This is a genomic window from Streptococcus oralis (assembly GCF_003942875.1).
Lineage (GTDB): Bacteria > Bacillota > Bacilli > Lactobacillales > Streptococcaceae > Streptococcus > Streptococcus oralis_BX.
Window position 1 is genome coordinate 18,615 of record NZ_RMVK01000009.1, and the last position, 26,309, is coordinate 44,923.

Genomic DNA, 26,309 nt, shown 5'->3' on the forward strand with positions numbered 1-26,309 from the left:
ATCCTCCTTAGTTTCCAATTGCAAAGGTAAGAGTACCACTCGCTGCAAGCTTACCATCTACTTCAGCCTTTGCTTCAACCACAGCAATCGTACCACGACGTTTAACAAAAGTAGCCGTCATGACTAATTGGTCACCTGGTACAACTTGCTTCTTGAACTTAACCTTATCCATGCCAGCATAGAAGACCAGCTTTCCTTTGTTTTCAGGCTTAGACAATTCCAAGACACCAGCAGTCTGAGCCAAGGCCTCCATGATAAGAACACCTGGCATGACTGGGTATTGTGGAAAATGACCATTGAAGAAAGGTTCGTTGATGGTCACATTTTTAATGGCAACAATGGTATCCTCGCTCACTTCCAAGACACGATCCACTAGGAGCATGGGGTAGCGATGGGGTAGAGCTTCTTTGATTCCTTGAATATCGATCATTTGATGCGTACCAATCCTTTACCGAACTCAACCATTTCTTCATTTGAAACGAGAATTTCTGTCACCACACCATCCTTAGGTGCAGGAATTTCATTCATGACCTTCATGGCTTCGATGATCACCAAAGTCTGACCTTTTTTAACACTGTCTCCAACTGTGACAAAGGCAGGTTTATCTGGTCCAGCGGCCAAGTAAGCCACCCCTACAAGTGGACTTTCAACGACATCACCCTCTGGAGCAACAGTCGTTTCAGCTGGTGCTGGAGCTTCTTCCACTGCACTCTCTACTGGAGTTGAAGGGGCAGAAACTACTGGACTAGGAGCCACTGCAGCTGGCGCTGGAGCAACTTGAGCTGATGCTTCAGAAGCCATTCTTGCTTCATTCTTACTAAACTGCAATTCGTCCGTTCCATTTTTATAAGAAAATTCTCTCAAACTTGATTGGTCAAATTGAGCCATCAAGTCCTTGATTTCATTTAAATTCATAATTATTTATTCTCCCAACGTTTGAAAGCAAGAACCGCATTGTGTCCACCAAAACCAAAAGTGTTTGAAATAGCATAAGGGATTTCTTGCTCCAAGCCTTGTCCATAAACGACATTCGCTTCGATATAGTCTGATAACTCACTTGTTCCAGCCGTCATTGGTACAAAGTTATGACGCATAGCTTCGATGGTAGCAATTGCTTCTACCGCCCCTGCAGCACCAAGCAAGTGTCCTGTAAAGGACTTAGTTGAAGATACAGGTACTTCTTTACCAAGAACAGCTACGATCGCACCACTTTCTCCTTTTTCATTAGCAGGAGTTGAAGTTCCGTGGGCATTGACGTAAGCCACTTGCTCTGGAGAAATTTCTGCTTCTTCCAAAGCCAACTTCATAGCCTTAATAGCACCTTGACCCTCTGGATGAGGTGAAGTCATGTGGTAAGCATCACAGGTATTACCGTAGCCAACTACTTCAGCCAAGATAGTTGCGCCACGTTTTTCAGCATGTTCAAGACTTTCAAGAACCAACATACCTGAACCTTCTCCCATCACAAAACCATTACGGTCTTTGTCAAATGGGATAGAAGCACGAGTTGGATCCTCTGTAGTTGATAGGGCAGTCAATGCTTGGAAACCAGCGATGGCAAAAGGAGTAATAGATGATTCTGATCCACCAACTAACATGACATCTTGGAAACCAAACTTGATAGAGCGGAAGGCATCCCCAATGGCATCGTTTGATGAGGCACAGGCTGTATTGATTGATTTACAGATACCGTTTGCTCCGAAGCGCATGGCAACATTTCCTGATGCCATATTTGGCAAGGCTTTTGGAAGTGTCATTGGTTTAACGCGTTTTGGACCTTTTTCATGAAGACGGATAACCTGATCTTCGATTTCTTTAATTCCCCCAATACCAGAAGCCACGATAACACCAAAGCGATCTTTATCAATTGCTTCTACATCAAGATTTGCATTTGTCACCGCTTCTTGAGCTGCATACAAGGCATACAAAGAATAGTTGTCAAAACGGTTGGTATCTTTTTTGACAAAGTATTTATCAAATGGGAAATCTTGGACTTCTGCTGCATTGTGCACAGCAAATTCGCTGTGGTCAAATTTAGTAATTTCTCCAATTCCAATTTTTCCAGTTTGCAAACTGTTCCAAAATTCTTCTGGAGTATTTCCGATAGGAGAGGTCAATCCGTAACCTGTTACTACAACTCGATTTAGTTTCATCTGTCTTACCTATATCTTTCCTTATTTTTTACATGCTAAGTCCGCCATCAACAGCGAGAACTTGTCCCGTCAAATAATCCTGTCCAGCCAGGAACACTGTAGCATCTGCGATATGTTCTGCTTGACCAAAATGTTTCATTGGGATTTGGGCCAATGTCGCTTCCTTAACCTTATCAGACAAAACAGCAGTCATATCTGACTCGATCATTCCTGGTGCAAGAGCATTTACGCGTACGTTGCGATTGGCAACTTCACGTGCAACTGACTTGGTAAAACCAATCAAACCTGCTTTAGAAGCCGCATAGTTGGCTTGTCCGATATTTCCCATCAAACCGACCACACTAGACATGTTGATAATCGCACCTTCACGTGCCTTGATCATCTGTTTCAAGACTGCTTGAGTCATGTTAAAGGCACCTGTCAAGTTGATCTTAATCACTTTTTCAAAGTCTTCCTCGGTCATCTTAAGCATAAGCGTATCCTGAGTAATCCCAGCATTGTTGACCAAGACATCGACAGAACCGAGTTCTGCAATCGCTTGATCTACCATACGCTTGGCATCTGCAAAGTCTGAAACATCACCTGATATCGGTACTACTTTGACGCCGTAGTTTGAAAACTCAGCCAGCAATTCTTCTGAGATTGCTCCGCGACTATTCAAAACTACATTAGCGCCTAGTTGGGCAAATTTGTGAGCAATGGCAAGTCCGATACCACGACTTGAACCTGTTACAAAGACATTTTTGTTTGTAAGTTGCATTCTATTTCTCCTGTTTCCTGTTGTATTTTGTGGGAGAAGGGATCATTAGTTTCCTAACAAAGCATCCAAGCTTGCTTGGTCTTCAACGTTAGCTAGCTGAGCTGTTTTATCAATTTTTTTGACAAAGCCTGATAGGACCTTGCCAGGACCAATTTCAATAAAGTTGGTTACCCCAGCATCCTGCATCACAGCAATACTTTCATAAAAACGAACAGGTTCTTTGACCTGACGCGTCAAGAGCTCTTGGATTCGATCTTTTTCCATAACAGTAGCCTCCGTATTGCCAACTAGTGGGCAAGTAAAATCAGAGAAACTCACTCCCTCAAGAGCTCCAGCTAGTTGCTGACTGGCTGACTCAAGAAGGGCTGTATGGAAAGGACCAGAAACATTTAAAGGAATCAATCGTTTTGCTCCTGCTTCCTGCAAGAGTTCAACTGCGCGGTCAACCGCAGCCACCTCACCACCGATAACGACTTGGCTTGGGGTGTTGTAGTTGGCTGGAGTCACTACTCCAACTTTAGAGGCTGTTTCACAAGCTTCCTCAATCACTTCAACTGGAGTATTAAGAACGGCAACCATCTTTCCAGAGCCTGCTGGTGCAGCCTCTTCCATATAAGCCCCACGCTTAGCAACCAAGGCAACTGCATCCTCAAAGTCCAAGGCACCACTTGCTACAAGAGCTGAATATTCTCCGAGGGACAGTCCTGCCACCATGTCTGGCTGATAGCCTTTTTCTTTCAATAATCGGTAAATAGCAACGGATGTAGCTAGAATAGCTGGTTGCGTGTAACGAGTCTGATTTAACTTTGCTTCATCATTGTCAATCAAATCACGAAGGTCATAACCTAAGACTTGGCTAGCTTGATCGATTGTTTCCTTGACGATAGGGTAGCGATCATAGAGATCACGCCCCATTCCTAGATACTGAGCACCTTGACCTGCAAATAGAAAGGCTGTTTTAGTCATTTCTTACAACTCCTGCCCAACGAGAGGCTTCTTCTTGAATTTTTTTGGCTGCGCCATAGTATAGATCTTTTAGAATTTCTTCGACAGTTTCCTCTTTAGAAACCAAACCAGCGATCTGACCTGCCATGACAGATCCACCTTCCACATCTCCATGAACAACGGCTTTAGCTAGAGCACCAGCCCCCATTTGTTCAAAGATTTCTAAATCTGGATTTTCTTGTTTAAAGGCATCTTTTTCAGCCTGCTCAAAGTCACGTGTCAATTGGTTTTTAATGGCACGAACAGCATGTCCAAAGTGTTGAGCTGAAATAGTCGTATCAATATCACGCGCTTTTAAGATTTTTTCCTTGTATTTTGGATGGGCGTTAGATTCCTTAGCTACTACGAAACGCGTACCAACTTGAACGGCCTCAGCACCAAGCATAAAGCCTGCAGCGACACCTTCACCATCCGCAATTCCTCCAGCTGCAATAACCGGAATTGAAACAGCTGCAGCAACTTGGCGAACCAAGGTCATCGTCGTTAATTTACCAATATGTCCACCGGCTTCCATTCCCTCTGCAATAACTGCATCTGCACCAATTTTTTCCATGCGTTTTGCCAAAGCAACACTTGGAACAACAGGAATAACTGTAATTCCTGCATCATGGAAACGAGTCATGTATTTACTTGGATTTCCTGCACCAGTTGTCACCACCTTGACCCCTTCTTCAATCACGAGATCAACGATGTCTTCTACAAAAGGTGACAAGAGCATGATGTTGACACCAAAAGGTTTGTCCGTAAGTGATTTGATTTTATCGATATTAGCCTTTACGACCTCTTTAGGTGCATTCCCACCACCGATGATCCCTAGACCACCAGCTTTTGATACTGCACCAGCCAAGTCACCATCCGCAACCCAGGCCATTCCTCCTTGAAAAATAGGATAATCAATGTTCAATAATTCTGTAATACGTGTTTTCATAGTGCCTCCATCATTCCTTGCTTACGTAATAGTTCGATGAGTTTATCATTTGAGTTTCAAACTATTACCTAAACAAGAGGGAGTGGGTTTCCCCTACTCCTTCTAGTAATATGTTAATTATTTTGTTTGCTCTTCAACGTAGGCAACCAAGTCACCAACTGTTTTCAAGTTATCTTCTGCTTCGATTTGGATATCGAAAGCATCTTCGATTTCAGAGATTACTTGGAACAAGTCCAATGAATCTGCATCCAAATCATCAAAAGTAGATTCAAGTGTTACTTCTGATGCGTCTTTCCCAAGTTCTTCAACGATAATTTCTTGTACTTTTTCAAATACTGCCATGATAGGACTCCTTTAAAATATAAAAAATTTATAACTATGTGTTTACCACATGATTACCTAGATTGTAAGAATGAGTGTGCCCCATGTCAAACCTCCACCGAAGCCTGATAGGAGAATCGTCTGGCTACCATCTAAACGAATCATGCCATTCTCCACACACTCTGATAGCAAAATCGGGATACTTGCTGCACTGGTATTTCCATACTCCATCATATTGGCAGGAAGCTTGTGTCGGTCTACACCGATCTTCTTAGCCATCTTATCCAAAATGCGGATATTTGCCTGATGAAGCAAGAGATAATCCAATTCCGACGCTGCAATTGGACCATTTTCAATGGTTTCTTTGATCGACCTAGCAACATCACGATTTGCAAAATCAAAAACTGCTCGTCCATCCATCTTCAAAAAAGCAGGAACTGCTTCTTGATCTGAGAAAGGAGAAGCCAAAGCCGTTTGACCATAGGTCAAACACTCGCTCCGAGAGCCATCCGTATAGAGACTTTCCACAAGGAAGTGACGTGTTTCGCTCGCTTCCAAGAGAACCCCACCAGCACCATCCCCAAAGAGAACAGCTGTTGAACGATCTGACCAGTCAACTGCCTTGGATAAGGTCTCAGCCCCGATAACAATCCCTTTTTTGAACTGTCCAGAACTTAAAAATTTTTCTGCAGTTGAAAGAGCGAATACAAAACCACTGCAAGCTGCTGTCAGATCAAAGGCGAAAGCTCTGTGCGCTCCGATATTTGCCTGAACTCGAGCTGCTGTGGAAGGCATCATCGAGTCTGGGGTAATCGTCGCTACAATGATAAAATCAATCTGATCCGCTGTTAAGCTCCCTTTAGCCAACAAGCTCTTAGCTACTTCTGTCGCCAAATCACTGGTAGACTCTGATTTTGAGATATGTCTCTGTTTAATTCCTGTCCGACTTGAAATCCACTCATCGCTTGTGTCCATGATTTGGGCTAAGTCATGATTAGTGACCACTTGCTCTGGAACATAATGAGCAACCTGGCTTATTTTTACAAAAGCCATTATTTCAAATCCTCCAAAAATTGATAAAGGTTCGTTAAGCCTCTGCCCATGACTTCTTTTTCCTCAGGGCTCATGCCATCGATGATTTTTTCGACCATAGCCTTGTGGAACCGTTTATGAAGGCGGTGAACCAAACGACCTTTCTTTGTCAAATGCAGATAGACCACTCGACGGTCTTGGTCAGAACGAATACGCTCAATATAACCTTTTCTCTCCAGGTTATTCAAACTCGTCGTCACTGTCCCAAGAGTTACCATCAGTTCCTTTGAAACCTTACTTGGTGTTGCCTCCGGGAACTTCCCAATCACATCGATCGTGTGCATTTCTTTGATGGAGATGTCTTTGAATCGACTACCTCGTAAGCTAACCTCCTCAATCACAAGGACGTTATTAAAAATAGATGTTAGATAATCATTTACTTGTTGGTAGTCCAAATCGTTTCCCTCCCCCTCAAAAAGCTTTTACAATCAAAACATTTGATAAAAGAAGTATAACAAACTTCAAAAAATTGTGCAAGTATTTTTTTACATTCCTGTAAATTTCGGTCTTCTTCTTTCAGAATGTGCTCGAACCCCTTCTTTAAAATCTTCAGTTAAAGATAACGATTCTTGTAATTTCAATTCTAATTCAGCATAATTCTGCCAATCCTTAAATTGACTTTCCCAAACTAACTTTTTAATCGCTGCGTATGAGTTTGCTGAACCTCTTCTTAATTTTTTCAGAACTTGTTCTCTTGTTTTTTCTAATTTGTCAACTTCACAAACACGGTATACCACGCCCCATTCTAGCGCTTTTTCAGCAGTCAAAGCTTCACCTGTCATAGCAAGTTGTGCAGCCCGTGTTACCCCGATACTACGACTCAAGAGATGAATCCCACCAGCGTCTGGCGCCAATCCCACTCCGACAAAGGCTTGGATGAATTTTGCCTTGTCAGTCGCTAAACAGAAATCAACTGCTACTGCCATATTTGCTGCAGCACCAGCAACCGCTCCATCTACCTCCATCAAAACAGGTTTAGGAATTTGCTTGATTTTAAAAGAAATTGTATTGACTAATTCTGCAATCTTATTCAAAGAAGGGATATCATCTTCGTCTACTGCGCGTTTCATCTCAACCAAGTCTCCTCCAACTGAAAAGACCTTCCCATTCGCATTAATCAAGATGAACTGCACAGCTTGATCCTGCTCCGCTAGAGTCAAAGCTTCTAAAATTTCCTCACACATTGGGATATGGAAACCATTTGCCACTTCGGGACGATTCAAAGTAATGATAGCCAGATCATCTACGATCTGATATAAGATATGATTCATAGCTTCTCCTTTTATTTTGTAAGGTAATAAAATTGTTTTATCATCAAAGTATACCTTTTTTTGGATAAAGAGGCAAGGAAAAACTAAAGGAAAGTGTCTCAGCTGATTATTTACCCATCATTTATGAGTGTGAGTAAAATTTGACACCCTTACTTTTAAACTGTTATCGCTTTTCAAAATAAGTTAGTGTTTTCTTCTATTATAATAGGAAGTTATTTTCTTCATTGAAAAATGCCCCTCTTTCTGCTATAATCGTATAAAATACTTACTTGAGGAGTCCTTATGAAGGTTGTAAAATTTGGCGGAAGCTCGCTTGCCTCTGCTGGTCAGTTAGAAAAAGTCTTAAACATCGTTAAAAGTGATAAAGAACGCCGTTTTGTAGTCGTTTCTGCACCCGGCAAACGCAATGCTGAAGATACCAAGGTAACTGATGCCTTGATTAAATACTATCGCGACTATGTGGCTGGAAATGACATCAGTGCTAGCCAAAGCTGGATCATTGACCGTTATGCCGCTATGGTTAGTGAACTTGGGTTAAAACCTGCTGTTTTAGAAAAAATCTCTAAAAGTATTCGGGCCTTGGCAACTCTTCCTATAGAGGACAATGAATTTCTCTATGATACCTTCCTAGCTGCTGGAGAAAATAACAATGCCAAATTGATTGCAGCCTACTTTAACCAAAACGGCATTGATGCACGCTATGTTCACCCAAGAGAAGCTGGGATCGTTGTCACAAGTGAACCAGGAAACGCACGCATCATCCCATCTAGTTATGACAAGATTGAAGGTTTGGCTGATAGCAACGAAGTCCTTGTCATCCCTGGTTTCTTTGGCGTAACTAAGGAAAATCAAATCTGTACCTTCTCACGTGGTGGTTCAGATATCACAGGTTCTATCATTGCAGCAGGTGTTAAGGCTGATCTCTATGAAAACTTTACAGACGTAGATGGTATCTTTGCTGCCCATCCTGGTATTATTCACCAACCACATTCCATTCCTGAATTAACTTACCGTGAAATGCGTGAGTTGGCTTACGCTGGATTTTCAGTCCTTCATGACGAAGCCCTTCTTCCTGCCTACCGAGGAAAAATTCCTCTTGTCATCAAGAATACCAACAACCCTGACCACCCAGGAACACGCATTGTTTTAGAACACAGTAGTGATAAATTCCCAGTAGTAGGGATTGCAGGTGACTCAGGATTCGTCAGCATCAACATGTCAAAATACCTCATGAACCGTGAAGTAGGGTTTGGTCGCAAGGTTCTTCAAATCCTTGAGGACCTCAACATCGGTTGGGAACACATGCCTACAGGTATTGACGATCTTTCAATCATCCTCCGCTCCCGCGAATTGACTCCTATCAAAGAAGAAGAAATTCTACGTCAACTCGTTCAAAAAGCTGAAGTGGACCATGCTGAAATCGAACATGACCTTTCCATCATTATGATTGTTGGAGAAAAGATGAAGAGCCATATCGGGGTAACTGCTACTGCAACACGTGCTTTGTCTGAGAATAAAATCAACATCCAGATGATGTCCCAAGGTTCAAGTGAAGTTTCCATCATGTTTGTTGTCAATAAAGAGCAAGAAAAAGCAGCTATCAAGGCTCTTTATCATGCCTTTTTCGGTGAAAGTAAGGAAGACTAATCATGGCCCAATCACTCAATCAAGTCATTGACCTCCAAACTACTGGGACATCTTACCTCTCTATCTCTGGGAAAGTTGGAAAATTTCTAGTTGGGGATCAAGCCTTAGAGTTTTATCCTGATGTCAATGTCGAACAATATATCCAAATCCCTTGGTCCAGCATTCAACAAATCGGAGCCAACGTAAGTGGCCGCAAAATCAGCCGTCACTTTGAAGTCTTTACCGATCAAGGTAAATTCCTCTTTGCCTCAAAAGACTCTGGAGCTATCCTCAAAATCGCTCGGGAAAAATTAGGAAACGATAAGGTTGTCAAACTTCCTACTTTGATTCAGACCATTGGTCAAAAATTTAAAAATCTATTTGCAAAAAAGTAGAAACTTTAGTATAATCATAGCAACGGATAAGTAGGTTATCTCCTTCTTTCAGAAAGTCTGCGGGTGCTGCGAGCAGATAGGAGGGATAGGTGAAATTCTACCGTTATTCACAATTAAATACTCAATCAAGTGCACACCTGTGAAGTTGGATGGAACCGTGGCCCTGCCACTCCAACGCTTTGTCAGGTGTGCTTTTTCATATAAAGGAGGACTTATGTTAGATATTAAACGTATTCGTACAGACTTTGATGCTGTCGCTGAAAAATTGGCTACACGCGGTGTAGATGCTGCAGTCTTAAACGAGATGAAAGAAATCGATGCTAAACGTCGCGACATCTTGGTCAAGGTTGAAACGCTCAAAGCAGAACGTAACACAGTTTCAGCTGAGATTGCTCAAGCTAAGCGCAACAAGGAAAATGCAGATGACAAGATTGCTGCGATGCAAACCCTATCTGCTGAAGTCAAAGCCTTGGATGCTGAATTGGCGGACATCGATGCTAAATTAACAGAATTTACCACTACTCTTCCAAACATCCCTGCCGACAGCGTTCCTGTTGGGGCTGACGAAGATGACAATGTGGAAGTTCGCCGTTGGGGGACTCCACGCGAGTTTGACTTCGAGCCAAAAGCTCACTGGGATCTTGGTGAGGACCTCGGTATCCTTGACTGGGAACGTGGTGGAAAAGTAACAGGAGCTCGCTTCCTCTTCTATAAAGGGCTTGGAGCTCGTTTGGAACGTGCTATCTACAACTTCATGTTGGATGAGCATGGTAAAGAAGGCTATACGGAAGTTATCACACCTTACATTGTTAACCATGACTCAATGTTTGGTACGGGTCAATATCCAAAATTTAAGGAAGACACTTTTGAATTGAAAGACACTAATTATGTCCTCATTCCTACAGCTGAAGTTCCTCTAACAAACTACTACCGTGATGAAATCCTTGACGGTAAAGACCTACCAATCTACTTTACCGCTATGAGTCCATCATTCCGTTCTGAAGCTGGTTCTGCTGGTCGTGATACACGTGGCTTGATTCGTCTACACCAATTCCACAAGGTTGAAATGGTCAAATTTGCCAAACCAGAAGAATCTTACGAAGAATTGGAAAAGATGACAGCCAACGCTGAAAATATTCTTCAAAAACTCAATCTTCCGTACCGTGTCGTTGCCCTCTCTACTGGGGATATGGGCTTCTCAGCCGCCAAAACTTACGACTTGGAAGTTTGGATCCCAGCCCAAAATACCTATCGTGAAATCTCAAGTTGTTCAAATACAGAAGATTTCCAAGCTCGTCGTGCCCAAATCCGTTACCGTGATGAAGCCGATGGCAAGGTGAAACTCCTTCACACCTTGAACGGTTCTGGACTTGCAGTTGGACGTACGGTTGCTGCCATTCTTGAAAACTACCAAAATACAGATGGTTCTGTAACTATTCCAGAAGCACTTCGTCCATATATGGGTGGAGCTGAAGTTATCAAACCATAAAAAAATAAGGCCTAGCTAGAAAATAGCTAGACCTTTTTTCGTAACCAAATCAGATAAGCACCCAAGACAAAGAATAAAATAGTGAGGCAAATAACGGTTTCAGCCAATACCAGATAATCCAGAAATGGAAGTTTCAAGATCCCCTGAGCCATCTTGAGCGAAGTAGCTGTGATAATGGTTGGGAAGGTTAGGGCTGAGAAGGCTGGTTGAAATCCTTGTTTTAAAATATTGGGTAGGCGAGTTAAAACAAAGAAAAAGAAGGATTGAGATGCCAAAATCATGACAATCAAGAGCCAAGTCGGTAGGCTTGCTCCTCCAACTCGAACTATGGAAGCCAAGAGTAGGGAAAAGGGAGCACAGTATATTCCTTCCTGTCCAAGCAAGGCCATTGGGAGTGGATGTTTCTTTAAATCGCTATAAATAAGCGGATAGAGATAGAAGGTCAAGACAAAACCAAAAATCAAGGTTGCATAGGCAATTTCAATGATTCCGACAAGAGGATAGGTCAAGGCTGCTACTGCTATCCCCACATAGAGTACCGTCCAGCTTGGAGTCGCATTAACCCTCCGACCTGGACAGGCAAATTTGATGGTAAAAGTAGCAATCAAAACCAAATCCAAGAGAAAGGAAAACCACCAGATCCCTTGTGCTACCAAAGGAAGAGCAGGGAATACGCGAAAGACATAGGTCGCTAAAATCATCCCAGCCATAGGAAAAGTGGCCATCCCTGATAAAAGAGGGGGCTTGGTCAATTCTTGCTTGGTTTCTTCCCAATTAAAAAGATGAAGAATCAGAAAGAAAATCCACAACACTAGACCAATCAGACTCAATAAATGCGACAGAACTGGCCAAGTATCTGCAATCAGATTTCCTGCACCTGCTAAACCCAATAAACAGCCAGAAAATACCAAGGGGAGCTTTTTCATCCGATCCTCCAATAATCATGTTATTATTAGTATAGCATAAAAGCGCTTAAAATAGCATAGAAAAATGAAGACTGAATTGCTCAGTCTTCATTTTTTCTTTCTGATTCGAACTAGGCATAAGGTTGTAATTCTGGGTTAATAGGCGTATTGGCTAGGTTGTTGGCATAGTTGCAGAGGCTGGCAAGACTAACACCGAGAACCACGTCCAAGGCATTTTGTTGCGTGTAGCCAGCTTCCAAAAATTCAGCCAAGGCTTCATCTCCTACACGCCCTTTGGTATTGATGACCGCCAAGGTAAACTTAGCTAGAGTATCTAGTTTTGGATCTGTCTCGATTGGAGTACGATTACGAAGGGCTTGAAGCAGATCATCATTCATCTGGATTTGTTTAATTGAAAAGGCTGTGTGACCTGCGACGCAGAAAGCACAACCATTGGTTACGGCAGCTGTGATTTGCACTACTTCGCGTTCCACTGGTGTCAGGCTATTGCGACGGTTGATGGCTCCGACAGTTCGGTAGGCTTCAAGCGCGGTAGGAGCGTTGGCCAAGAGACCGATTAGGTTGGGAATATAGCCATTGTTATCTTTTTGTACTGTTTCAAGAACTTCTTTCACTTCTGCTGGTGCTGATTCTACTGTGTGGATGGTAAATGTTGTCATAAGAAACCTCTTTTCATTTTATTGTCATTTAGTCTATCATAGAATTTCCCCCTTGGATAATATATATTTTCAATCGCCTTGATAGGAAATGTCTATGAAATGAAAAAAATCACACTAAAAGTGTGATTGGGTTAGTGTTTAAAATACTGTTTAGTCTCAGCAATGACGACTGGCGACAAGACCAAGAGGGCAATCAAGTTTGGTAAAGCCATCAAGGCATTGACGATATCTGCGATAATCCAGACCATATCCAGCTCGATAAATCCTCCCAACAGGACCATGACTACAAAGACTACACGGTAAAGCCAGATAAAGCGGACACCAAATAGAAACTCAAAACAGCGCTCTCCGTAGTAGTTCCATCCGAGAATTGTCGTAAAGGCAAAGAGTACAAGGAAGATGGTCAAGAGGGCAGGTCCAAAGTGTGAAAAAACTGTTGAAAAGGCTGACTGGGTCAAGGCAACTCCATTCAAATCACCACTCCAAACCCCAGTTACCAAGATTGTTAAACCAGTCAACGTACAGATAATGAGGGTATCAATAAAGGTTCCTGTCATGGAAATCAAACCTTGCTCTACTGGTTCATTTGTCTTAGCCGCAGCAGCTGCAATGGGAGCTGAACCAAGACCAGATTCATTAGAAAAGACTCCTCGCGCCACACCATTTTGGATTGCAGTACGGATAGTCGCACCTGCAAATCCTCCTACTGCTGCTACAGGGCTGAAAGCAGAGGTAAAGATCAGGGCAAGTGTGGCTGGGATTTTCTCGATATTAAAGAGAATAACTGTAAGAGTTCCTAAAATATAGACAATAGCCATAAAAGGAACCACTGCTGTCGAAACTTTTGATATGGATTTGAGGCCACCAAAGACGGCAATACCCACCAAAATGGATAAAATCAGAGCTGTGATAACTGGATCAACTTGGGCTGTATTTTGGATAGATTCTGTAATTGAATTGACTTGGGTAAAGGTACCAATCCCCAGAAGGGCAACCAATACACCCGCTAGGGCAAAGAAGATAGCAAGTGGACGCCACTTTTCTCCCATCCCCAAAAGGATGTAATGCATGGGGCCTCCAGCTACAGCTCCATTTGCATCCTTTGTGCGGTATTTGATGGCAAGTAAGCCTTCGGCATACTTGGTCGCCATCCCAAAAAAGGCTGCCATCCACATCCAAAAGAGGGCCCCTGGTCCTCCAACCTTAATGGCTGTTGCGACCCCGATGATATTTCCCGTACCAACGGTGGCGGCTAGAGCCGTACAGAGAGCAGCAAAGCTCGACACATCGCCATGCCCCTTATCCTTGGTAAAGATCAACTGAAAGGCTTTAGGAAGACGAGCCACCTGCAAAAGGCCTAGTCGGATGGTCAAATAGATACCCGTTCCGACCAATAAGATCAAGAGGGGAGGCCCCCAAACGAAAGCATCAAGCGCTTTTAGCAATTCTAACATATCCTTCTCCTATCTTTCAACCCCAAAAGAAAGAGCACATGCAAGATACATGTACTCTGGAATGCTTAGATAAATGCCAAAAAGCGGTCTATCCTAGCTCTGTCCTTTTACCTGAGAGTTTGAGCAGTTACCTGCCTTGCCCCTTCGGTGCCTTTACGGTCTCTCCAGAGTTCCGTCCATTTACAGTCATGGAAAACTAACCTTTCTCCACTTCTATTAAACTTCATTCGGTGTTGGTATTTTATTTTTTATTATTCTACAAGAAAAGTTAGCCTTTGTCAATATTTTCTATGAAAATTTTTGACTTTTCATTTCTTTTTTCAGAAAGAGCGAATCCTTCTTCTCTCTACCCTTTAAAGGTCACAATGGTAGCACCACTGCCTCCAGCATTTTGTGGAGCATAGCCAAAACTCTTGACATGCTTGTTTCTTTGCAGGTATTTGGTGACGCCCTCACGGATGACTCCTGTTCCGATACCGTGGATGATGTCGACTTGCGCCATGTTATTGAGCAGGGCTTGGTCGATAAAGGCATCCAGCTCATTCATGGCCTCTTCGTACCGTTTGCCTCGGAGATCCAGTCTCGCTTGCGGACCACGACCAGAAGCACGTTTGACGACATTGACTTGTTTTTTCTTGACTGGGGCTTCTTGTTGGGCCTGAACAAGATCAAATTCTTTCTCCTCCAAGGTCATCTTGATCAAGCCAACTTGGGCTTCCCAACGGCCGTCCTTAAGCTGATTGGTCAAGGTTCCACGCTGACCATAACTGAGGACCACAATATCATCTCCCACCTTCGGAGCTCGTTTTTTCTTGGCTTTTTGAAGGACCTTGTTTTTAGATAAGTCGACTTTTTCAGGAGCTAGTTTTTTCAGCTCAGCCTTGGCTTCAATGATTTCATGGGGTTTGAGTTGAGACTTACTGTGGAGGTTCTTGAGAATCTGGTCACTCTCACTTAGAGCGAGTTCCACAATCTCGGCAGCTTGTTCACGCGCCTTGTTGAGCTCGGTTTCTTTTTCACGATTGAGCTCATTGTAGAGCTTTTTGAGAGCACGGTTCATCTTAAGGTTTTCTTGCTCCACCTCACGGATATTGTCCAAGCGTTTACGGCTTTCAAGCATCTGCTCTTCCAATTGTTCAATGATACGGTTGACGTCATTATCTTGATTGACCTGCTGACTGGCATCTCCTACGATGACATCTGACAAGCCCAGGCGTTTGGCAATTTCAAAGGCATTGCTTCGACCAGGAACTCCCTGCATAAAGCGATAGGTCGGACGCAGGCTGGCTGTGTCAAACTCCATACTGGCATTTTGCACAAATGCTGTTTCGATACCGTAGGCCTTGAGCTCTGGATAGTGGGTCGTCGCCATGGTCTTGACCTGACGCAGACGAAGATCCTCCAGAATAGCCATAGCAAGGGCTGCTCCTTCCTGCGGATCGGTACCTGCCCCAAGCTCATCTAGCAATAAGAGCGAGTGCTGATTGACCTTGCCAAGAATATCTACGATATTGATCATGTGGCTGGAGAAGGTAGACAAGCTTTGTTCGATAGACTGCTCATCCCCAATATCTGCGAAGATTTCTTCGAAAATACCGACACGGCTCCCCTTATCAGCTAAAATGGGCAAGCCAGATTGGGCCATGAGTTGAGTCAAGCCCAGGGTTTTGAGCATGATGGTCTTCCCACCAGTATTGGGACCTGTAATGACAATAGCCGTTAATTCCTTACCAAAGTGTATATCGTTCGCGACAGCATTTTTGACCAAAGGATGGCGAACATGAAGGAGTTGAATCTCTTGGTTCTCTGAAAGTTGAGGAACAACTGCTTGTCTTTCTTGGATGAAACGCACCTTGGCACGAATCAAGTCTAAATGGCCGATAATCCAAGCGTCATTAGCAATCTCAGCAGCATGAGGGCGGATCCGTTCTGAGAGCTCCTGCAGGATACGAATCATCTCATAGCGTTCGTCTGCTCGCAGACTAGCGATTTCTTCGCTCAGCTTGACCACCTCACGTGGCTCGATATAGACTGTGTTTCCACTGGCAGATATGTCGTGGACAACACCTGCAATCTTATTGCGATAGGTGTTCTTTACTGGTAAGACTTGACGGCCATTTCTGCTAGCAATTATGCCTTCCGTCAACATCTGCGCTTTTTGCTTGAGCAAGTCTTGCAAGACATCTCGAACTTGACTCTCGCTATCATGGATTTTCCGGCGAATGCGTGCTAGCTCTTCACTGGCGAAATTTTCGATAAATCCTGCATCATTTAGAGCTTGGAGACTTCCTTGCAAGTGTGGGAAATCATGTAGTTTTTCAAACCATCTCGCCATCTGCTCCAAGCGTACGTTTTCGAGATTGGCATAAAAACCTTGCAACTCTCTGCTAGCCAGTAAGACCCGTTTGAGGAGCAGGAACTCCTCAATATTGAGGTCCGCCCCCATCTCCAGACGCTTACAAACCGCTGATATCTCACGCGTCGCTAGGATGGTAAAGTGAGGTTGCTCCACAAATAGGGCTTGCATTTCCTCCATCTCTGTAAAGGCTTGTTTGATCTTATCCACCTTAGCAGTTGGAGCCAAGCCTTTTAGCTCCTCTAAGCCTTGCTCAGTCAGGAGATGCGGTTCAAACAAGGCTTTGATTTTATTAAATTCTAAGGTTTCTAGTATTTTTGTATTCATATTTTTTCCTTGTATGCTGGTTTACAAGATTATAGCAACTAGGTGTTTTGACCTAGTCGTCCAATCTGTAAACAAAGGGCTAGGAAAAATCCCGCCCTTTTTATCCGATTAAATTTGTCACCCAAAGTTGTTTGATAAGGTTTGTCGTAAAAGGGACACTTTGGATGATGTGTTTGGCTACTGTACTTTTTTCGAGTGAATTTTGAATGACTGCCAGAGGCACTGTTGCGAGAATGGTCAGAGCCATTTGCAAGACAAATAAGGTTACCAATAGAGACAAAACGCCTGCTCCGATACGCAACCATTTAACATCAAGCTTTTTAGTTGGAATCAAGTGCAGGAACAAACCGATAAAACGTCCGATACTGTAACAAATTCCGAAAACTAAAAGGTAGGCGAGACCCGCATAAAAGACCTTGTCTAGGTGAAACAGCTGGTCTGAAGGGAAGAAAAAGGTGCCTTGTCCTTCCTGAGGATTGGCATAAGGGACAAGCAAGTGGAAGTGTTCTCCCAGTGATTTATAAAACTGTCCCGCAACAAAGGCTGAAATTACTGCAACGAGGAAATAATAAACTTGCAGGACCAAGCCTCTACGGTAGCCGATGTAATAGCCCCAAGCCAGAACCAATAAGAGTAGGATTGAAATCATAAGGAGTCCTCAATCTTGCTCTGTTCTTGTTTAACAGCAATCAACTTGTGGCGGAGTTCTAACAACTCTTGCTCCTTGTCATCAAATTCAATTTCACGATTGAGCTGTGTAGACAGACAGTTGACCGCCAAAAGAAGCGCAATGGTTTCATCATCCGCCCCAGGCATTTGTTCTTTAATTGCTTGGTATTTTTCAGTCGCAACCTTGGCAATTTCCTCCATAAAGAGGTTGTCATGCTCGGTTGTCAAGGTTAATGTCTTTTTCCCGAATGTAAACTTATATCGATTTAGATTTGCCATAAAATTCACCTCACGATATTATACCAAATTTCGCTAACTTTGTCAGTTTTTACCAATTCTCCTGCTTTTGTGGTACAATAGAGACTATGGCAAGTATCACACTCACACCAAGTGAAGAGAAAATTCAGAGTTTTTTAAGTCAGTATCAGAAGGCTCTCAGTCCTAGTAAAAATCCCTATATTCGCTATTTTTTGAGACTGCCTCAGGCAACAGTTTCCATCTATACTTCTGGAAAAGTCCTCCTGCAGGGCGAAGCTGCTGAGCAGTACGCCAGTTTCTTTGGCTATGAGGTTCAACAAGAAAACAGTGGACAAGATTTCCCTATGATTGGGACTGATGAGGTGGGAAATGGTTCCTACTTTGGTGGGCTAGTTGTCGTAGCTTCCTTTGTAACACCTGACCAGCATGACTTCTTGCGAAAACTCGGTGTGGGGGATTCAAAAACCCTGACAGACCAAAAGATTCGTCAGATTGCCCCTATTCTCAAGGAAAAGATTCCACATCAAGCGCTCCTTCTTTCACCGAGCAAGTACAACGAAGTTATCGGAGAGCGTTACAATGCTGTTTCTGTAAAGGTTGCTCTTCACAACCAGGCTATCTTTCTCCTGCTTCAAAAAGGAGTCCAGCCAGAGAAAATCGTGATTGATGCTTTTACAAGTCCTAAAAACTATGATAAGTACTTGGCGCAAGAAGCCAACCGTTTTCCAAACAAGATTAGCTTGGAAGAAAAAGCCGAGGGCAAATACCTGGCTGTTGCGGTTAGCTCCATCATCGCTCGTGATCTCTTTCTTGAAAACTTGGAAAATCTGGGACGAGAATTGGGCTATCAACTGCCAAGTGGCGCTGGAACTGCATCTGATAAGGTTGCTAGTAAAATCCTTCAGGCCTATGGAATGAAAGGACTTCATTTCTGTGCCAAACTGCATTTTAAAAACACTGAAAAAGCCAAAGCACTTCTAGAAAGGTAAATCATGAATTCGTTTAAATCATTTCTAAAAGAATGGGGAGTTTTCTTCCTGATTATCGCGCTGGTAGGCCTTAGCCGCATTTTCCTTTGGAGCAATGTCCGCGTGGAAGGACACTCGATGGACCCTACCCTAGCCGACGGAGAAGTTCTCTTCGTTGTTAAACACCTCCCAATTGACCGCTTCGACATCGTGGTTGCGCATGAGGAAGAAGGAAATAAAGACATTGTCAAAAGGGTCATCGGTATGCCCGGAGATACCATCCGCTACGAAAATGACAAACTCTTTATCAACGATAAAGAAACAGATGAACCCTACCTAGCTGAATACCTCAATTTGTTCAAAACAGAAAAGTTGCAAAATACCTATACTGGCAAAGGATTTGAAGGCAATAAGGGAGTTTACTTTAGAGAACTTGCTCAAAAAGCACAAGCCTTTACGGTCGATGTCAATTCCAATACCAGCTTCAGCTTTACTGTCCCTCAAGGTGAGTACCTTCTCCTTGGTGACGATCGTCTAGTCTCTAGCGACAGCCGCCATGTTGGTACCTTCAAGGCCAGCGAAATCAAAGGCGAAGCAAAATTCCGTTTCTGGCCACTTAACCGTATCGGAACTTTTTAAGATAAGGAAGAGGCCGAGAATGCTAAGTCTCAGTCTCTTTTTCTATTGTGAGAAAAAACTTTTAGTCATCTAGTTTTTTCAAAGTTGCTAAGAGACCAATTCTCATAAACTCATGTAAAGGAAACCTATGGAAGTTTATTTTTCAGGCACCATTGAACGGATTATTTTTGAAAATCCCAGTAATTTTTATCGCATTCTCCTCCTAGATATCGAAGATACTGATGCGGAGGACTTTGACGATTTTGAAATCATCGTTACAGGAACCATGGCGGACGTGATTGAAGGGGAAGACTACACTTTTTGGGGGCAAATCGTTCAGCACTCCAAGTATGGGGAACAGCTTCAGATCAGCCGTTATGAACGGGCAAAACCAACTAGAAAAGGGCTAGTCAAATACTTCTCTAGCAGTCATTTCAAGGGGATTGGTCTCAAAACTGCCCAAAAAATCGTCGATAGCTATGGTGACAATACCATTGACGAAATTCTGGAGCATCCTGAAAAGCTGGAAAGCATTGCAGGACTCTCTGCCAAAAACCGTGAGGCTTTTGTCTCCACCCTCCGTCTCAACTATGGGACAGAAATGGTCTTGGCTAAACTTGCCAACTACGGCATTCCCAATAAACTGGCCTTTCAGATTCAAGACTTTTACAAGGAAGAAACGCTAGATATTGTCGAAAACTATCCCTACCAACTAGTTGAGGATATCAAGGGCTTGGGTTTTACCATTGCTGACCAATTGGCTGCCGAACTAGGCATCGAAAGTCAAGCTCCTGAACGCTTCCGTGCTGGCCTTGTTCATAGTCTTTTTCAGGGATGTATGGATACGGGCGATACCTATATGGAAGCCCGAGATTTGCTGGAACAGACCCTGACTCTCCTCGAATCTTCCCGTCCCGTGGAACTCGATCCCAGTCAAGTCGCTCAGGAATTATCTCATTTGATCGAAGAAGGCAAGGTTCAGCAGATTGATACCAAAATCTTTGATAACAGCCTCTTTTTCGCTGAAGAAGGCATTCGCAGTCACTTGGTTCGTATCCTCGAAAAAGGAAAACAGAAGAGCCAAGATCTAGAAACCATTCACAAGCATATCGCTACTGTCGAGCAAGAACTGGGGATTCAGTACGATACCATCCAAAAACAGGCTATCTGCGACGCTATCCAGAACAAGGTCTTTATCCTAACAGGTGGACCTGGTACTGGTAAGACGACTGTTATCAATGGAATTATCGCTGTTTATGCCCTTTTAGAAGGGCTTGATCTCAGGAAAAAAAGCAACCTGCCTATCCTTCTTGCTGCTCCAACTGGACGAGCGGCTCGGCGCATGAATGAATTAACAGGTTTGCCTAGCGCTACCATACACCGTCATTTGGGGATGACAGGAGACGATGATACCAGTCATCTGGAAGATTATCTGGATGCCGATTTTATCATTGTAGATGAGTTTTCCATGGTGGATACTTGGTTAGCCAACCAGCTCTTCTCCAATATCTCCTCAAACAGTAAAATTCTCATCGTGGGGGATAGCGACCAGTTACCTTCTGTCAGTCCTGGACAAGTCTTAGCTGACCTACTCCAGATTCAACTAATTCCGCAGACTCGCTTGGAACGGATTTACCGTCAGAGCGAGGAATCAACTATCGTCACCTTGGCAAGTCAGATTCGACAAGGCGTCTTGCCAGCTGACTTTACCCAGAAAAAAGCAGACCGCTCCTACTTTGAAATTGCTAGTGGCCATATCCCAGCTACGATTGAGAAAATTCTTGGTGCTGCCCTCAGAAGTGGCATTCCGGCTCGCGATATTCAGGTGCTAGCGCCTATGTATCGAGGAACTGCTGGTATTGATGCCATCAACCAACTCATGCAAGACCTGCTCAATCCTCAGCAAAAGGGGCAAGTTAGCTTTGAAGCAACTCAGTGTCACTATCGAACAGGGGACAAGGTTATTCACCTAGTCAACGACGCTGAAGTCAATGTCTTTAACGGAGACCTAGGCTACATCACAGACCTGATTCCTGGAAAATACACCGAGTCCAAACAAGACGAGATTGTCATTGATTTTGATGGCAATGAAGTCGTCTACCCACGTAATGAATGGTACAAAATTCGACTAGCCTATGCCATGAGTGTTCATAAGTCTCAGGGAAGTGAGTTTCCTGTTGTCATCCTACCCATCACCAGTGCTAGCAAGCGCATGCTGGAGCGAAATCTCATCTACACAGCCATTACACGCGCCAAAAGCAAACTTATCTTACTAGGTGAATTACAGGCCTTTGACTATGCAGTTAAGCATATCGGGACTGCTCGCAAGACCTATCTGATTGAGCGTTTCAGTGATTTAATTGAAAATATTGAAGAAAGTAAACAAGCCTTCTCTGAAACTGCCACAGCAAGTGACTCTGAACAATCCCACATCCTCACCGAGGAAAACTGGTCTAGCATCCCCGCTATGATCGGGATTACAGATACAGATCTCAAAGAGATTTTTGGAAAATAGTGCAGCAGAAAGCCCACCTAGTCAGGTGGGCTTTTTCTCTTTTAAGATTATTTAACTGTTGCAGTGCTTGTGATCAATTCAACAGCTTTTTTGATAGTGATATCGTGTTTCAACATGTCAGCTGAAAGTAAGTTTTGTACTTGTGCAACTTCCATGTTGTAGTCTGCTGCCAATTGCTCAATTTCTTTTTGGATTTCTTCTTCTGAAGCGTCAAATCCTTCAGCTTTGGCAACTGCTTCGATAACAAGGTTAGTCTTCGTACGTGACTCAGCTTCTGCTTCGTATTGTTTGTGAAGGTCTTCTTGAGTAGTTCCTGTGATTTGGAAGTACATGTCAGGGTTGATCCCTTGGCGTTGCAAGTTTCCAAGGAATTCATTTACTGAACGGTGAACTTCTTCGTGGATCATTTCTTCTGGAAGTTCTACGATTTCAGCGTTTTCTACAGCTTTATCGATTGCTGCACCTTCAACGGCATCTTTGTATGCTTCTTCTTTCGCAGCAGTCAATTCTTTGCGGTATTTTTCTTTCAATTCGTCAAGAGTTTCCACTTCTTCGTCGATATCTTTTGCAAGTTCATCATCAAGAGCTGGAACTTCCTTAGCTTTTACTTCGTGGATAGTTGTTACGAATTTAGCTTCTTTACCTGCAAGGTCTTCTGCTTGGTAGTCTTCTGGGAATGTTACAACAACATCAACAGTTTCACCAGCTGAGTGTCCTACCAATTGGTCTTCAAAACCAGGGATGAATTGACCTGATCCAAGTCCAAGTGAGAAGTTTTCACCTTTTCCACCGTCAAATTCAACACCGTCGATAGAACCAACGAAGTCAATCACAACAGTGTCGCCATTTTCAGCAGCGCCTTCTTTGATAACCAATTCAGCCAAGTTGTTGCGTTCGCGTTCGATACGCTCTTCAACGTCAGCGTCAGTTACTTCTTTTTCTACATCTACTGATACTTCAAGGTTTTTGTAGTCGCCCAATTTTACTTCAGGTTTTGTCACGACTTCAGCTGTGATAACCCAGTCTTGACCTTTTTCCATTGAAGTCACATCGATTTTTGGTTGTGCAACGACTTCAAGACCAGCTTCTTTTACTGCAGCTTCATAAGCATTTGGCAAAAGAGCGTTCATTGCATCTTGATAAAGAGCTTCTTCACCAAATTTTTGGTCGAAGATAGGGCGTGGAAGGTGACCTTTACGGAAACCAGGAACGTTAAGAGTTTTCTTTACTGAGTTAAATACACGGTCCAATTCTGGTTTGATTTGGTCTTGAGAGATTGTGAAAGTCAAGACACCACGGTTTGTTTCTTTGTTTTCAAATGATACAGACATTCTGTCATTTCTCCTTAAAATTTTTAATACAGTCCATTATACCATATAATAGCGACTTTTTTCAAGTAATGAATGCGCTTTTCAATGATGCTAAAGGTACTTGCTTGCTTCCTTGATACTGAGTTCAGCCATTCTTTCCTTGTTTTTTTCGATGAAGCTTGCTACCCATTCCGGATTGGTTTTGGAGTAGTCTCTTAGGGCCCAGCCGATGGCTTTGTTGATAAAAAATTCTGTCTGGTCCAGATTGTTGAGCAGGACCTTTTCCATCAGTTGGACATTTGTCTTCTCTTTTCTTAACAACTGGTGGTCAATAGCAACTCGTCTCAGCCAGATATTGTCCGATAGGCTCCATTTTAAAATCACTTCTTCAAGTTTCGGATGGTTAGCCACCAAACTCCCAACTACTCTATCTAGAATATCTACTGTGTCCCACCAGGACTTGGTCACTACTAGACGCTCAAGCTTAGGCAAATCATCCTTCGTTAGATAAAACTGCATAGCTTTCAAATAGTTGGCGCCCACATATTGGTATTCTCTAGGTTCCTTTTCCCAGCAAATATCTACAAAATCCCAGTCAATAACTCTTGTTTTTTTCGCTTCTGGAAAATACTTTTTATAGAGGGCATTTCTTTCAGGACCTGCAATACCTAAAAAGGGAAATTGATGGCGCATATAGGCTTCCATTGGGCCTGCTTTCTCAGGGTCTTTTGCTGCTTCTAGCTCCTCAAGTAAATCTGCAAGACTCATCTAAAAGTCCTCCTGCCCGACCAAGTGGTGCTGGAAGGCATAGACCGCCGCCTGGGTGCGATCGCTGACCTCAAGTTTAGCAAGGATATTGGACACATGGGTCTTGACCGTCTTGAGAGAGATAAAGAGTTCATCTGCAATCCGCTGGTTTTCGTAGCCCTTGGCAATGAGTTGAAGTACGTCTCGCTCACGCGCAGTCAGCTCCTCATGAAGCTCCATATGATTACGGTGGTATTCAACCTTCTTGCTGACCTCTTGTTCAATGGCCAGCTCTCCAGCAGCCACCTTGCGGACAGCATGAAGCAGTTCGTCTGCACTAGAAGTCTTGAGCATATAACCTTTGGCACCCGCATTCAAGACCGGCATGATTTTTTCATTGTCCAAGTAAGAGGTCACAATCAAAATCTTGGCTTCGGGCCATTCTTTGAGGATGGCTAAGGTCGCGTCAATCCCATTCATCTCAGGCATGACGATATCCATGACAGTGACATCTGGACGCAGTTTCAAGGCCAACTCAATACCTTGAGCCCCATTGGCAGCCTCGCCCACAACTTCCACATCGTCTTGGAGATCAAAATAGCTTTTCAAGCCCAATCGAACCATTTCATGGTCATCTACCAGCAAAATTTTCATCTCTACTCCTTATAATTCCTTATCTAACAGGGGAATACGGATATCAACCGCCAGCCCTTGCTTTGGAGCTGTCAAAAGTTGAACCGTTCCTGCCATATCTTCGACTCGCTCCTTGATATTTCGCAGCCCATAACTCAAGTCGTCTAAACTCCCTAACTGGAAACCAATCCCATTATCCACCACCTTCAGCTGCACTTCAACATCTGTCTGATAGAGATAGACATCTAGGCAAGATGCCTGGGCATGGCGAAGGGTATTGCTGATCAATTCCTGCAAAATGCGAAAGATATGTTCTTCGATTTTCTTAGGCAATTTAGACACGTTTTGCTTGAGACTAACCTTGAGATCACTCTTGTCCTCAAGCTCTTTTAAGAGGATTTGAATCCCCTCAATCAAACTCTTCTCTTCCAATTCAACAGGTCGCAAATGTAGGAGCAAGACCCGCAAATCTTTCTGGGCTGTTTCGAGGATGGCTGCGACACTTTGCAACTGGGTCTGCATCTTTTCTCTATCCAGCTTCAAAGCCTGCTGGCTGACACCTGATAAAATCATATGGGCCGCAAACAACTCCTGACTAACTGTATCGTGCAGGTCACGTGCTATCCGCTTCCGTTCTTTCTCGATGATTGCTTCTTCCTTGACCAGGCCTTGATTTTCGGCCTTTTGAACAGCTTCTGTCAAGAGATTGAGCTTGCCAGATAAGGACTTGAAACTGGCATCCAAGTCGGGATCTGCAAAAGAAACCACCTCTTTTCCTGCTAACAAGCGTTTGAGATTAACCTGCATTTTTCTGCGAGAAATTTCTTCCATCACGCGCCAAAAGAGGACAAAAAAGAAGGTCATGGAAAGGCTAAAGACCAAGATCAAGAAGATGAGTTTCTCTGTTTTCTCGATATCCTGTAGCAAATAGGACCAATCAAGATTTAGAATATCAAGCAGACTATTAGCCAAAAAGAGAATAAAGAGGAGTGAAGTCAGGCCGATTAACAGATAAGATTGCTTTTTCATCCTCTGACCACCTCCACATCGCCAACCATAGTAGTTAGGAAAATCTTGACGCTCTTGTTACTCTTGAGATAGTCTCTGGTCTCCTGATGATAGTGTTCATTGCGGAGGGATCTCTTAGGTTGATGAAGGAAAGTAAGATCTCCATAAAGACAGTTAACACTGAGGCTGATTTCCACATCTACAGGTACGATAATCCTAGTCGTTCCGATCATCTTTCTAAGGATAATGACATTGTCATGATTGGTTAGGATAACTCTTTCTAGATGAATGGTGTCCTTACCCATGAGGCGAAAGAGGTTGATATCGTCAAACTGGCAGGTCTGGTGACTAGAGAAATGGTGGAGATTGCCAAACCAAGGATTGCGTTCATTTTTTACCGTCACCACCTCTTCAAATACCAAGTCCGTCTCCTCTTTTTCTTGGTTCATCATTGGATAAAGAAGAAAGAGACTGTAAATTACTGCCACAAAGATGGCTAAAATCACAAAGGGATTAAGCATGACGATGAAAAAGAAGAGTATGGTCGCCACAAGGAGGAAAACGTTGTTGCCCTCTTTACCAGTATAATAGCGGAGCAAGAGCAAAAAGAGGAATAGAATCAGCAGAAAACGCGAAAAATGCTCTGATACCATCAAAATCAGAGCTCCCGTCAACAGACAGGCTTCAATAAATAAAAAGATTTGAAATTTTTTCATAGATGCATCCTCTCCCTTCTATTTTATCACAATTCAAAAAAGTCACCTCGGTCTGAGGATGGAAAAAGGCGATGGGACAGAAATTGCTCTTAGAAGCTAGGTTTC

At 43.3% G+C, this 26,309-nt stretch carries 27 protein-coding genes and 1 riboswitch; of the genes, 6 read left to right on the forward strand and 21 right to left on the reverse strand.

From position 1 onward, the window contains the following. Positions 1 to 7: 7 nt before the first annotated feature. The 10 genes from fabZ to D8844_RS09525 form a co-directional block, all read right to left on the reverse strand. Entirely contained in the window at positions 8 to 430 is a 423-nt protein-coding gene (fabZ, locus tag D8844_RS09480; protein WP_000565515.1) for a 3-hydroxyacyl-ACP dehydratase FabZ, read from the reverse strand. Continuing rightward, positions 427 to 915 (reverse strand): acetyl-CoA carboxylase biotin carboxyl carrier protein, encoded by a 489-nt coding sequence (gene accB / locus D8844_RS09485; protein ID WP_001052304.1) that lies wholly within the window; start codon positions 913 to 915, stop codon positions 427 to 429. The genes fabZ and accB overlap by 4 nt, the downstream gene beginning before the upstream one ends. A gap of 2 nt (positions 916 to 917) precedes the next feature. Then, on the reverse strand, positions 918 to 2,153 hold the full coding sequence (gene fabF / locus D8844_RS09490) for a beta-ketoacyl-ACP synthase II (RefSeq protein WP_000774051.1): 1,236 nt from the start codon (positions 2,151 to 2,153) through the stop codon (positions 918 to 920). Between the two features lie 28 nt (positions 2,154 to 2,181). Continuing rightward, positions 2,182 to 2,913, reverse strand: a complete 732-nt coding sequence (gene fabG, locus D8844_RS09495) for a 3-oxoacyl-[acyl-carrier-protein] reductase (RefSeq protein WP_001177612.1) — start codon at positions 2,911 to 2,913, stop codon at positions 2,182 to 2,184. Positions 2,914 to 2,958: 45 nt separating this feature from the next. Next, positions 2,959 to 3,879, reverse strand: coding sequence for an ACP S-malonyltransferase (gene fabD / locus D8844_RS09500; protein ID WP_125423659.1), 921 nt, complete (start codon positions 3,877 to 3,879; stop codon positions 2,959 to 2,961). Then, a complete protein-coding gene (fabK, locus tag D8844_RS09505) occupies positions 3,872 to 4,846 on the reverse strand; it encodes an enoyl-[acyl-carrier-protein] reductase FabK (RefSeq protein ID WP_000857452.1) in 975 nt (324 codons plus the stop codon). The genes fabD and fabK overlap by 8 nt, the downstream gene beginning before the upstream one ends. A 117-nt stretch (positions 4,847 to 4,963) precedes the next feature. Then, entirely contained in the window at positions 4,964 to 5,188 is a 225-nt protein-coding gene (locus D8844_RS09510) for an acyl carrier protein (RefSeq protein WP_000257840.1), read from the reverse strand. Between the two features lie 57 nt (positions 5,189 to 5,245). After that, a complete protein-coding gene (locus tag D8844_RS09515; protein ID WP_125423662.1) occupies positions 5,246 to 6,220 on the reverse strand; it encodes a beta-ketoacyl-ACP synthase III in 975 nt (324 codons plus the stop codon). Beyond that, the gene (fabT, locus tag D8844_RS09520; protein WP_000386335.1) at positions 6,220 to 6,654 is read right to left on the reverse strand and encodes a fatty acid biosynthesis transcriptional regulator FabT; all 435 of its coding nucleotides are present in this window, start codon (positions 6,652 to 6,654) and stop codon (positions 6,220 to 6,222) included. The genes D8844_RS09515 and fabT overlap by 1 nt, the downstream gene beginning before the upstream one ends. A 90-nt stretch (positions 6,655 to 6,744) precedes the next feature. Beyond that, positions 6,745 to 7,530, reverse strand: coding sequence for an enoyl-CoA hydratase (locus D8844_RS09525; protein WP_001015588.1), 786 nt, complete (start codon positions 7,528 to 7,530; stop codon positions 6,745 to 6,747). Positions 7,531 to 7,812: 282 nt separating this feature from the next. On the opposite strand from D8844_RS09525, the gene D8844_RS09530 reads away from it, so the two are divergent. The 3 genes from D8844_RS09530 to serS all read left to right on the forward strand — a co-directional run bounded on the left by D8844_RS09530 (position 7,813) and on the right by serS (position 11,040). Beyond that, entirely contained in the window at positions 7,813 to 9,177 is a 1,365-nt protein-coding gene (locus tag D8844_RS09530) for an aspartate kinase (RefSeq protein ID WP_000869634.1), read from the forward strand. Positions 9,178 to 9,179: 2 nt separating this feature from the next. Continuing rightward, the gene (locus tag D8844_RS09535; protein ID WP_000079378.1) at positions 9,180 to 9,551 is read left to right on the forward strand and encodes a DUF956 family protein; all 372 of its coding nucleotides are present in this window, start codon (positions 9,180 to 9,182) and stop codon (positions 9,549 to 9,551) included. Positions 9,552 to 9,765: 214 nt separating this feature from the next. Beyond that, positions 9,766 to 11,040, forward strand: coding sequence for a serine--tRNA ligase (gene serS / locus D8844_RS09540; RefSeq protein WP_125423665.1), 1,275 nt, complete (start codon positions 9,766 to 9,768; stop codon positions 11,038 to 11,040). A 26-nt stretch (positions 11,041 to 11,066) separates the two neighbouring features. Here serS and D8844_RS09545 read toward each other — a convergent pair whose 3' ends face one another. The 6 genes from D8844_RS09545 to zapA form a co-directional block, all read right to left on the reverse strand. Next, entirely contained in the window at positions 11,067 to 11,966 is a 900-nt protein-coding gene (locus tag D8844_RS09545) for a TDT family transporter (RefSeq protein ID WP_125423667.1), read from the reverse strand. Between the two features lie 110 nt (positions 11,967 to 12,076). Then, a complete protein-coding gene (locus D8844_RS09550) occupies positions 12,077 to 12,625 on the reverse strand; it encodes a carboxymuconolactone decarboxylase family protein (RefSeq protein ID WP_000206774.1) in 549 nt (182 codons plus the stop codon). Positions 12,626 to 12,756: 131 nt separating this feature from the next. Beyond that, positions 12,757 to 14,079 (reverse strand): alanine/glycine:cation symporter family protein, encoded by a 1,323-nt coding sequence (locus tag D8844_RS09555; RefSeq protein WP_125423670.1) that lies wholly within the window; start codon positions 14,077 to 14,079, stop codon positions 12,757 to 12,759. Between the two features lie 89 nt (positions 14,080 to 14,168). Further along, a riboswitch (glycine riboswitch) is annotated at positions 14,169 to 14,257 on the reverse strand. 168 nt (positions 14,258 to 14,425) lie between these two features. After that, positions 14,426 to 16,762 carry an endonuclease MutS2 gene (locus tag D8844_RS09560; RefSeq protein WP_125423673.1) on the reverse strand — a complete coding sequence of 779 codons (2,337 nt, stop codon included), beginning with the start codon at positions 16,760 to 16,762 and terminating at the stop codon, positions 14,426 to 14,428. A 100-nt stretch (positions 16,763 to 16,862) separates the two neighbouring features. Further along, the gene (locus tag D8844_RS09565) at positions 16,863 to 17,411 is read right to left on the reverse strand and encodes a CvpA family protein (RefSeq protein ID WP_125423675.1); all 549 of its coding nucleotides are present in this window, start codon (positions 17,409 to 17,411) and stop codon (positions 16,863 to 16,865) included. Continuing rightward, positions 17,408 to 17,710 (reverse strand): cell division protein ZapA, encoded by a 303-nt coding sequence (gene zapA, locus D8844_RS09570; RefSeq protein ID WP_000002028.1) that lies wholly within the window; start codon positions 17,708 to 17,710, stop codon positions 17,408 to 17,410. The genes D8844_RS09565 and zapA overlap by 4 nt, the downstream gene beginning before the upstream one ends. A gap of 86 nt (positions 17,711 to 17,796) precedes the next feature. Between zapA and rnhC the strand changes: the two genes are divergently transcribed. The 3 genes from rnhC (at position 17,797) to recD2 (ending at position 21,790) form a co-directional block, all read left to right on the forward strand. Continuing rightward, positions 17,797 to 18,678 carry a ribonuclease HIII gene (gene rnhC, locus D8844_RS09575; protein ID WP_125423678.1) on the forward strand — a complete coding sequence of 294 codons (882 nt, stop codon included), beginning with the start codon at positions 17,797 to 17,799 and terminating at the stop codon, positions 18,676 to 18,678. Between the two features lie 3 nt (positions 18,679 to 18,681). Beyond that, positions 18,682 to 19,296, forward strand: a complete 615-nt coding sequence (gene lepB / locus D8844_RS09580; protein WP_125423681.1) for a signal peptidase I — start codon at positions 18,682 to 18,684, stop codon at positions 19,294 to 19,296. Between the two features lie 127 nt (positions 19,297 to 19,423). Beyond that, the gene (recD2, locus tag D8844_RS09585; RefSeq protein WP_125423684.1) at positions 19,424 to 21,790 is read left to right on the forward strand and encodes an SF1B family DNA helicase RecD2; all 2,367 of its coding nucleotides are present in this window, start codon (positions 19,424 to 19,426) and stop codon (positions 21,788 to 21,790) included. Between the two features lie 47 nt (positions 21,791 to 21,837). On the opposite strand, the gene tig is transcribed toward recD2, so the two are convergent. The 5 genes from tig to liaF all read right to left on the reverse strand — a co-directional run bounded on the left by tig (position 21,838) and on the right by liaF (position 26,204). Further along, the gene (tig, locus tag D8844_RS09590) at positions 21,838 to 23,121 is read right to left on the reverse strand and encodes a trigger factor (RefSeq protein WP_000116506.1); all 1,284 of its coding nucleotides are present in this window, start codon (positions 23,119 to 23,121) and stop codon (positions 21,838 to 21,840) included. Between the two features lie 90 nt (positions 23,122 to 23,211). Further along, positions 23,212 to 23,868, reverse strand: a complete 657-nt coding sequence (locus D8844_RS09595; protein ID WP_125423687.1) for a DNA alkylation repair protein — start codon at positions 23,866 to 23,868, stop codon at positions 23,212 to 23,214. Further along, positions 23,869 to 24,501: a response regulator transcription factor gene (locus tag D8844_RS09600; RefSeq protein WP_125423690.1), complete on the reverse strand. Its 633-nt coding sequence runs from the start codon at positions 24,499 to 24,501 to the stop codon at positions 23,869 to 23,871. 9 nt (positions 24,502 to 24,510) lie between these two features. Then, a complete protein-coding gene (locus D8844_RS09605; protein ID WP_125423693.1) occupies positions 24,511 to 25,509 on the reverse strand; it encodes an envelope stress sensor histidine kinase LiaS in 999 nt (332 codons plus the stop codon). After that, positions 25,506 to 26,204, reverse strand: coding sequence for a cell wall-active antibiotics response protein LiaF (liaF, locus tag D8844_RS09610; protein WP_125423696.1), 699 nt, complete (start codon positions 26,202 to 26,204; stop codon positions 25,506 to 25,508). The genes D8844_RS09605 and liaF overlap by 4 nt, the downstream gene beginning before the upstream one ends. Positions 26,205 to 26,309 lie beyond the last annotated feature (105 nt).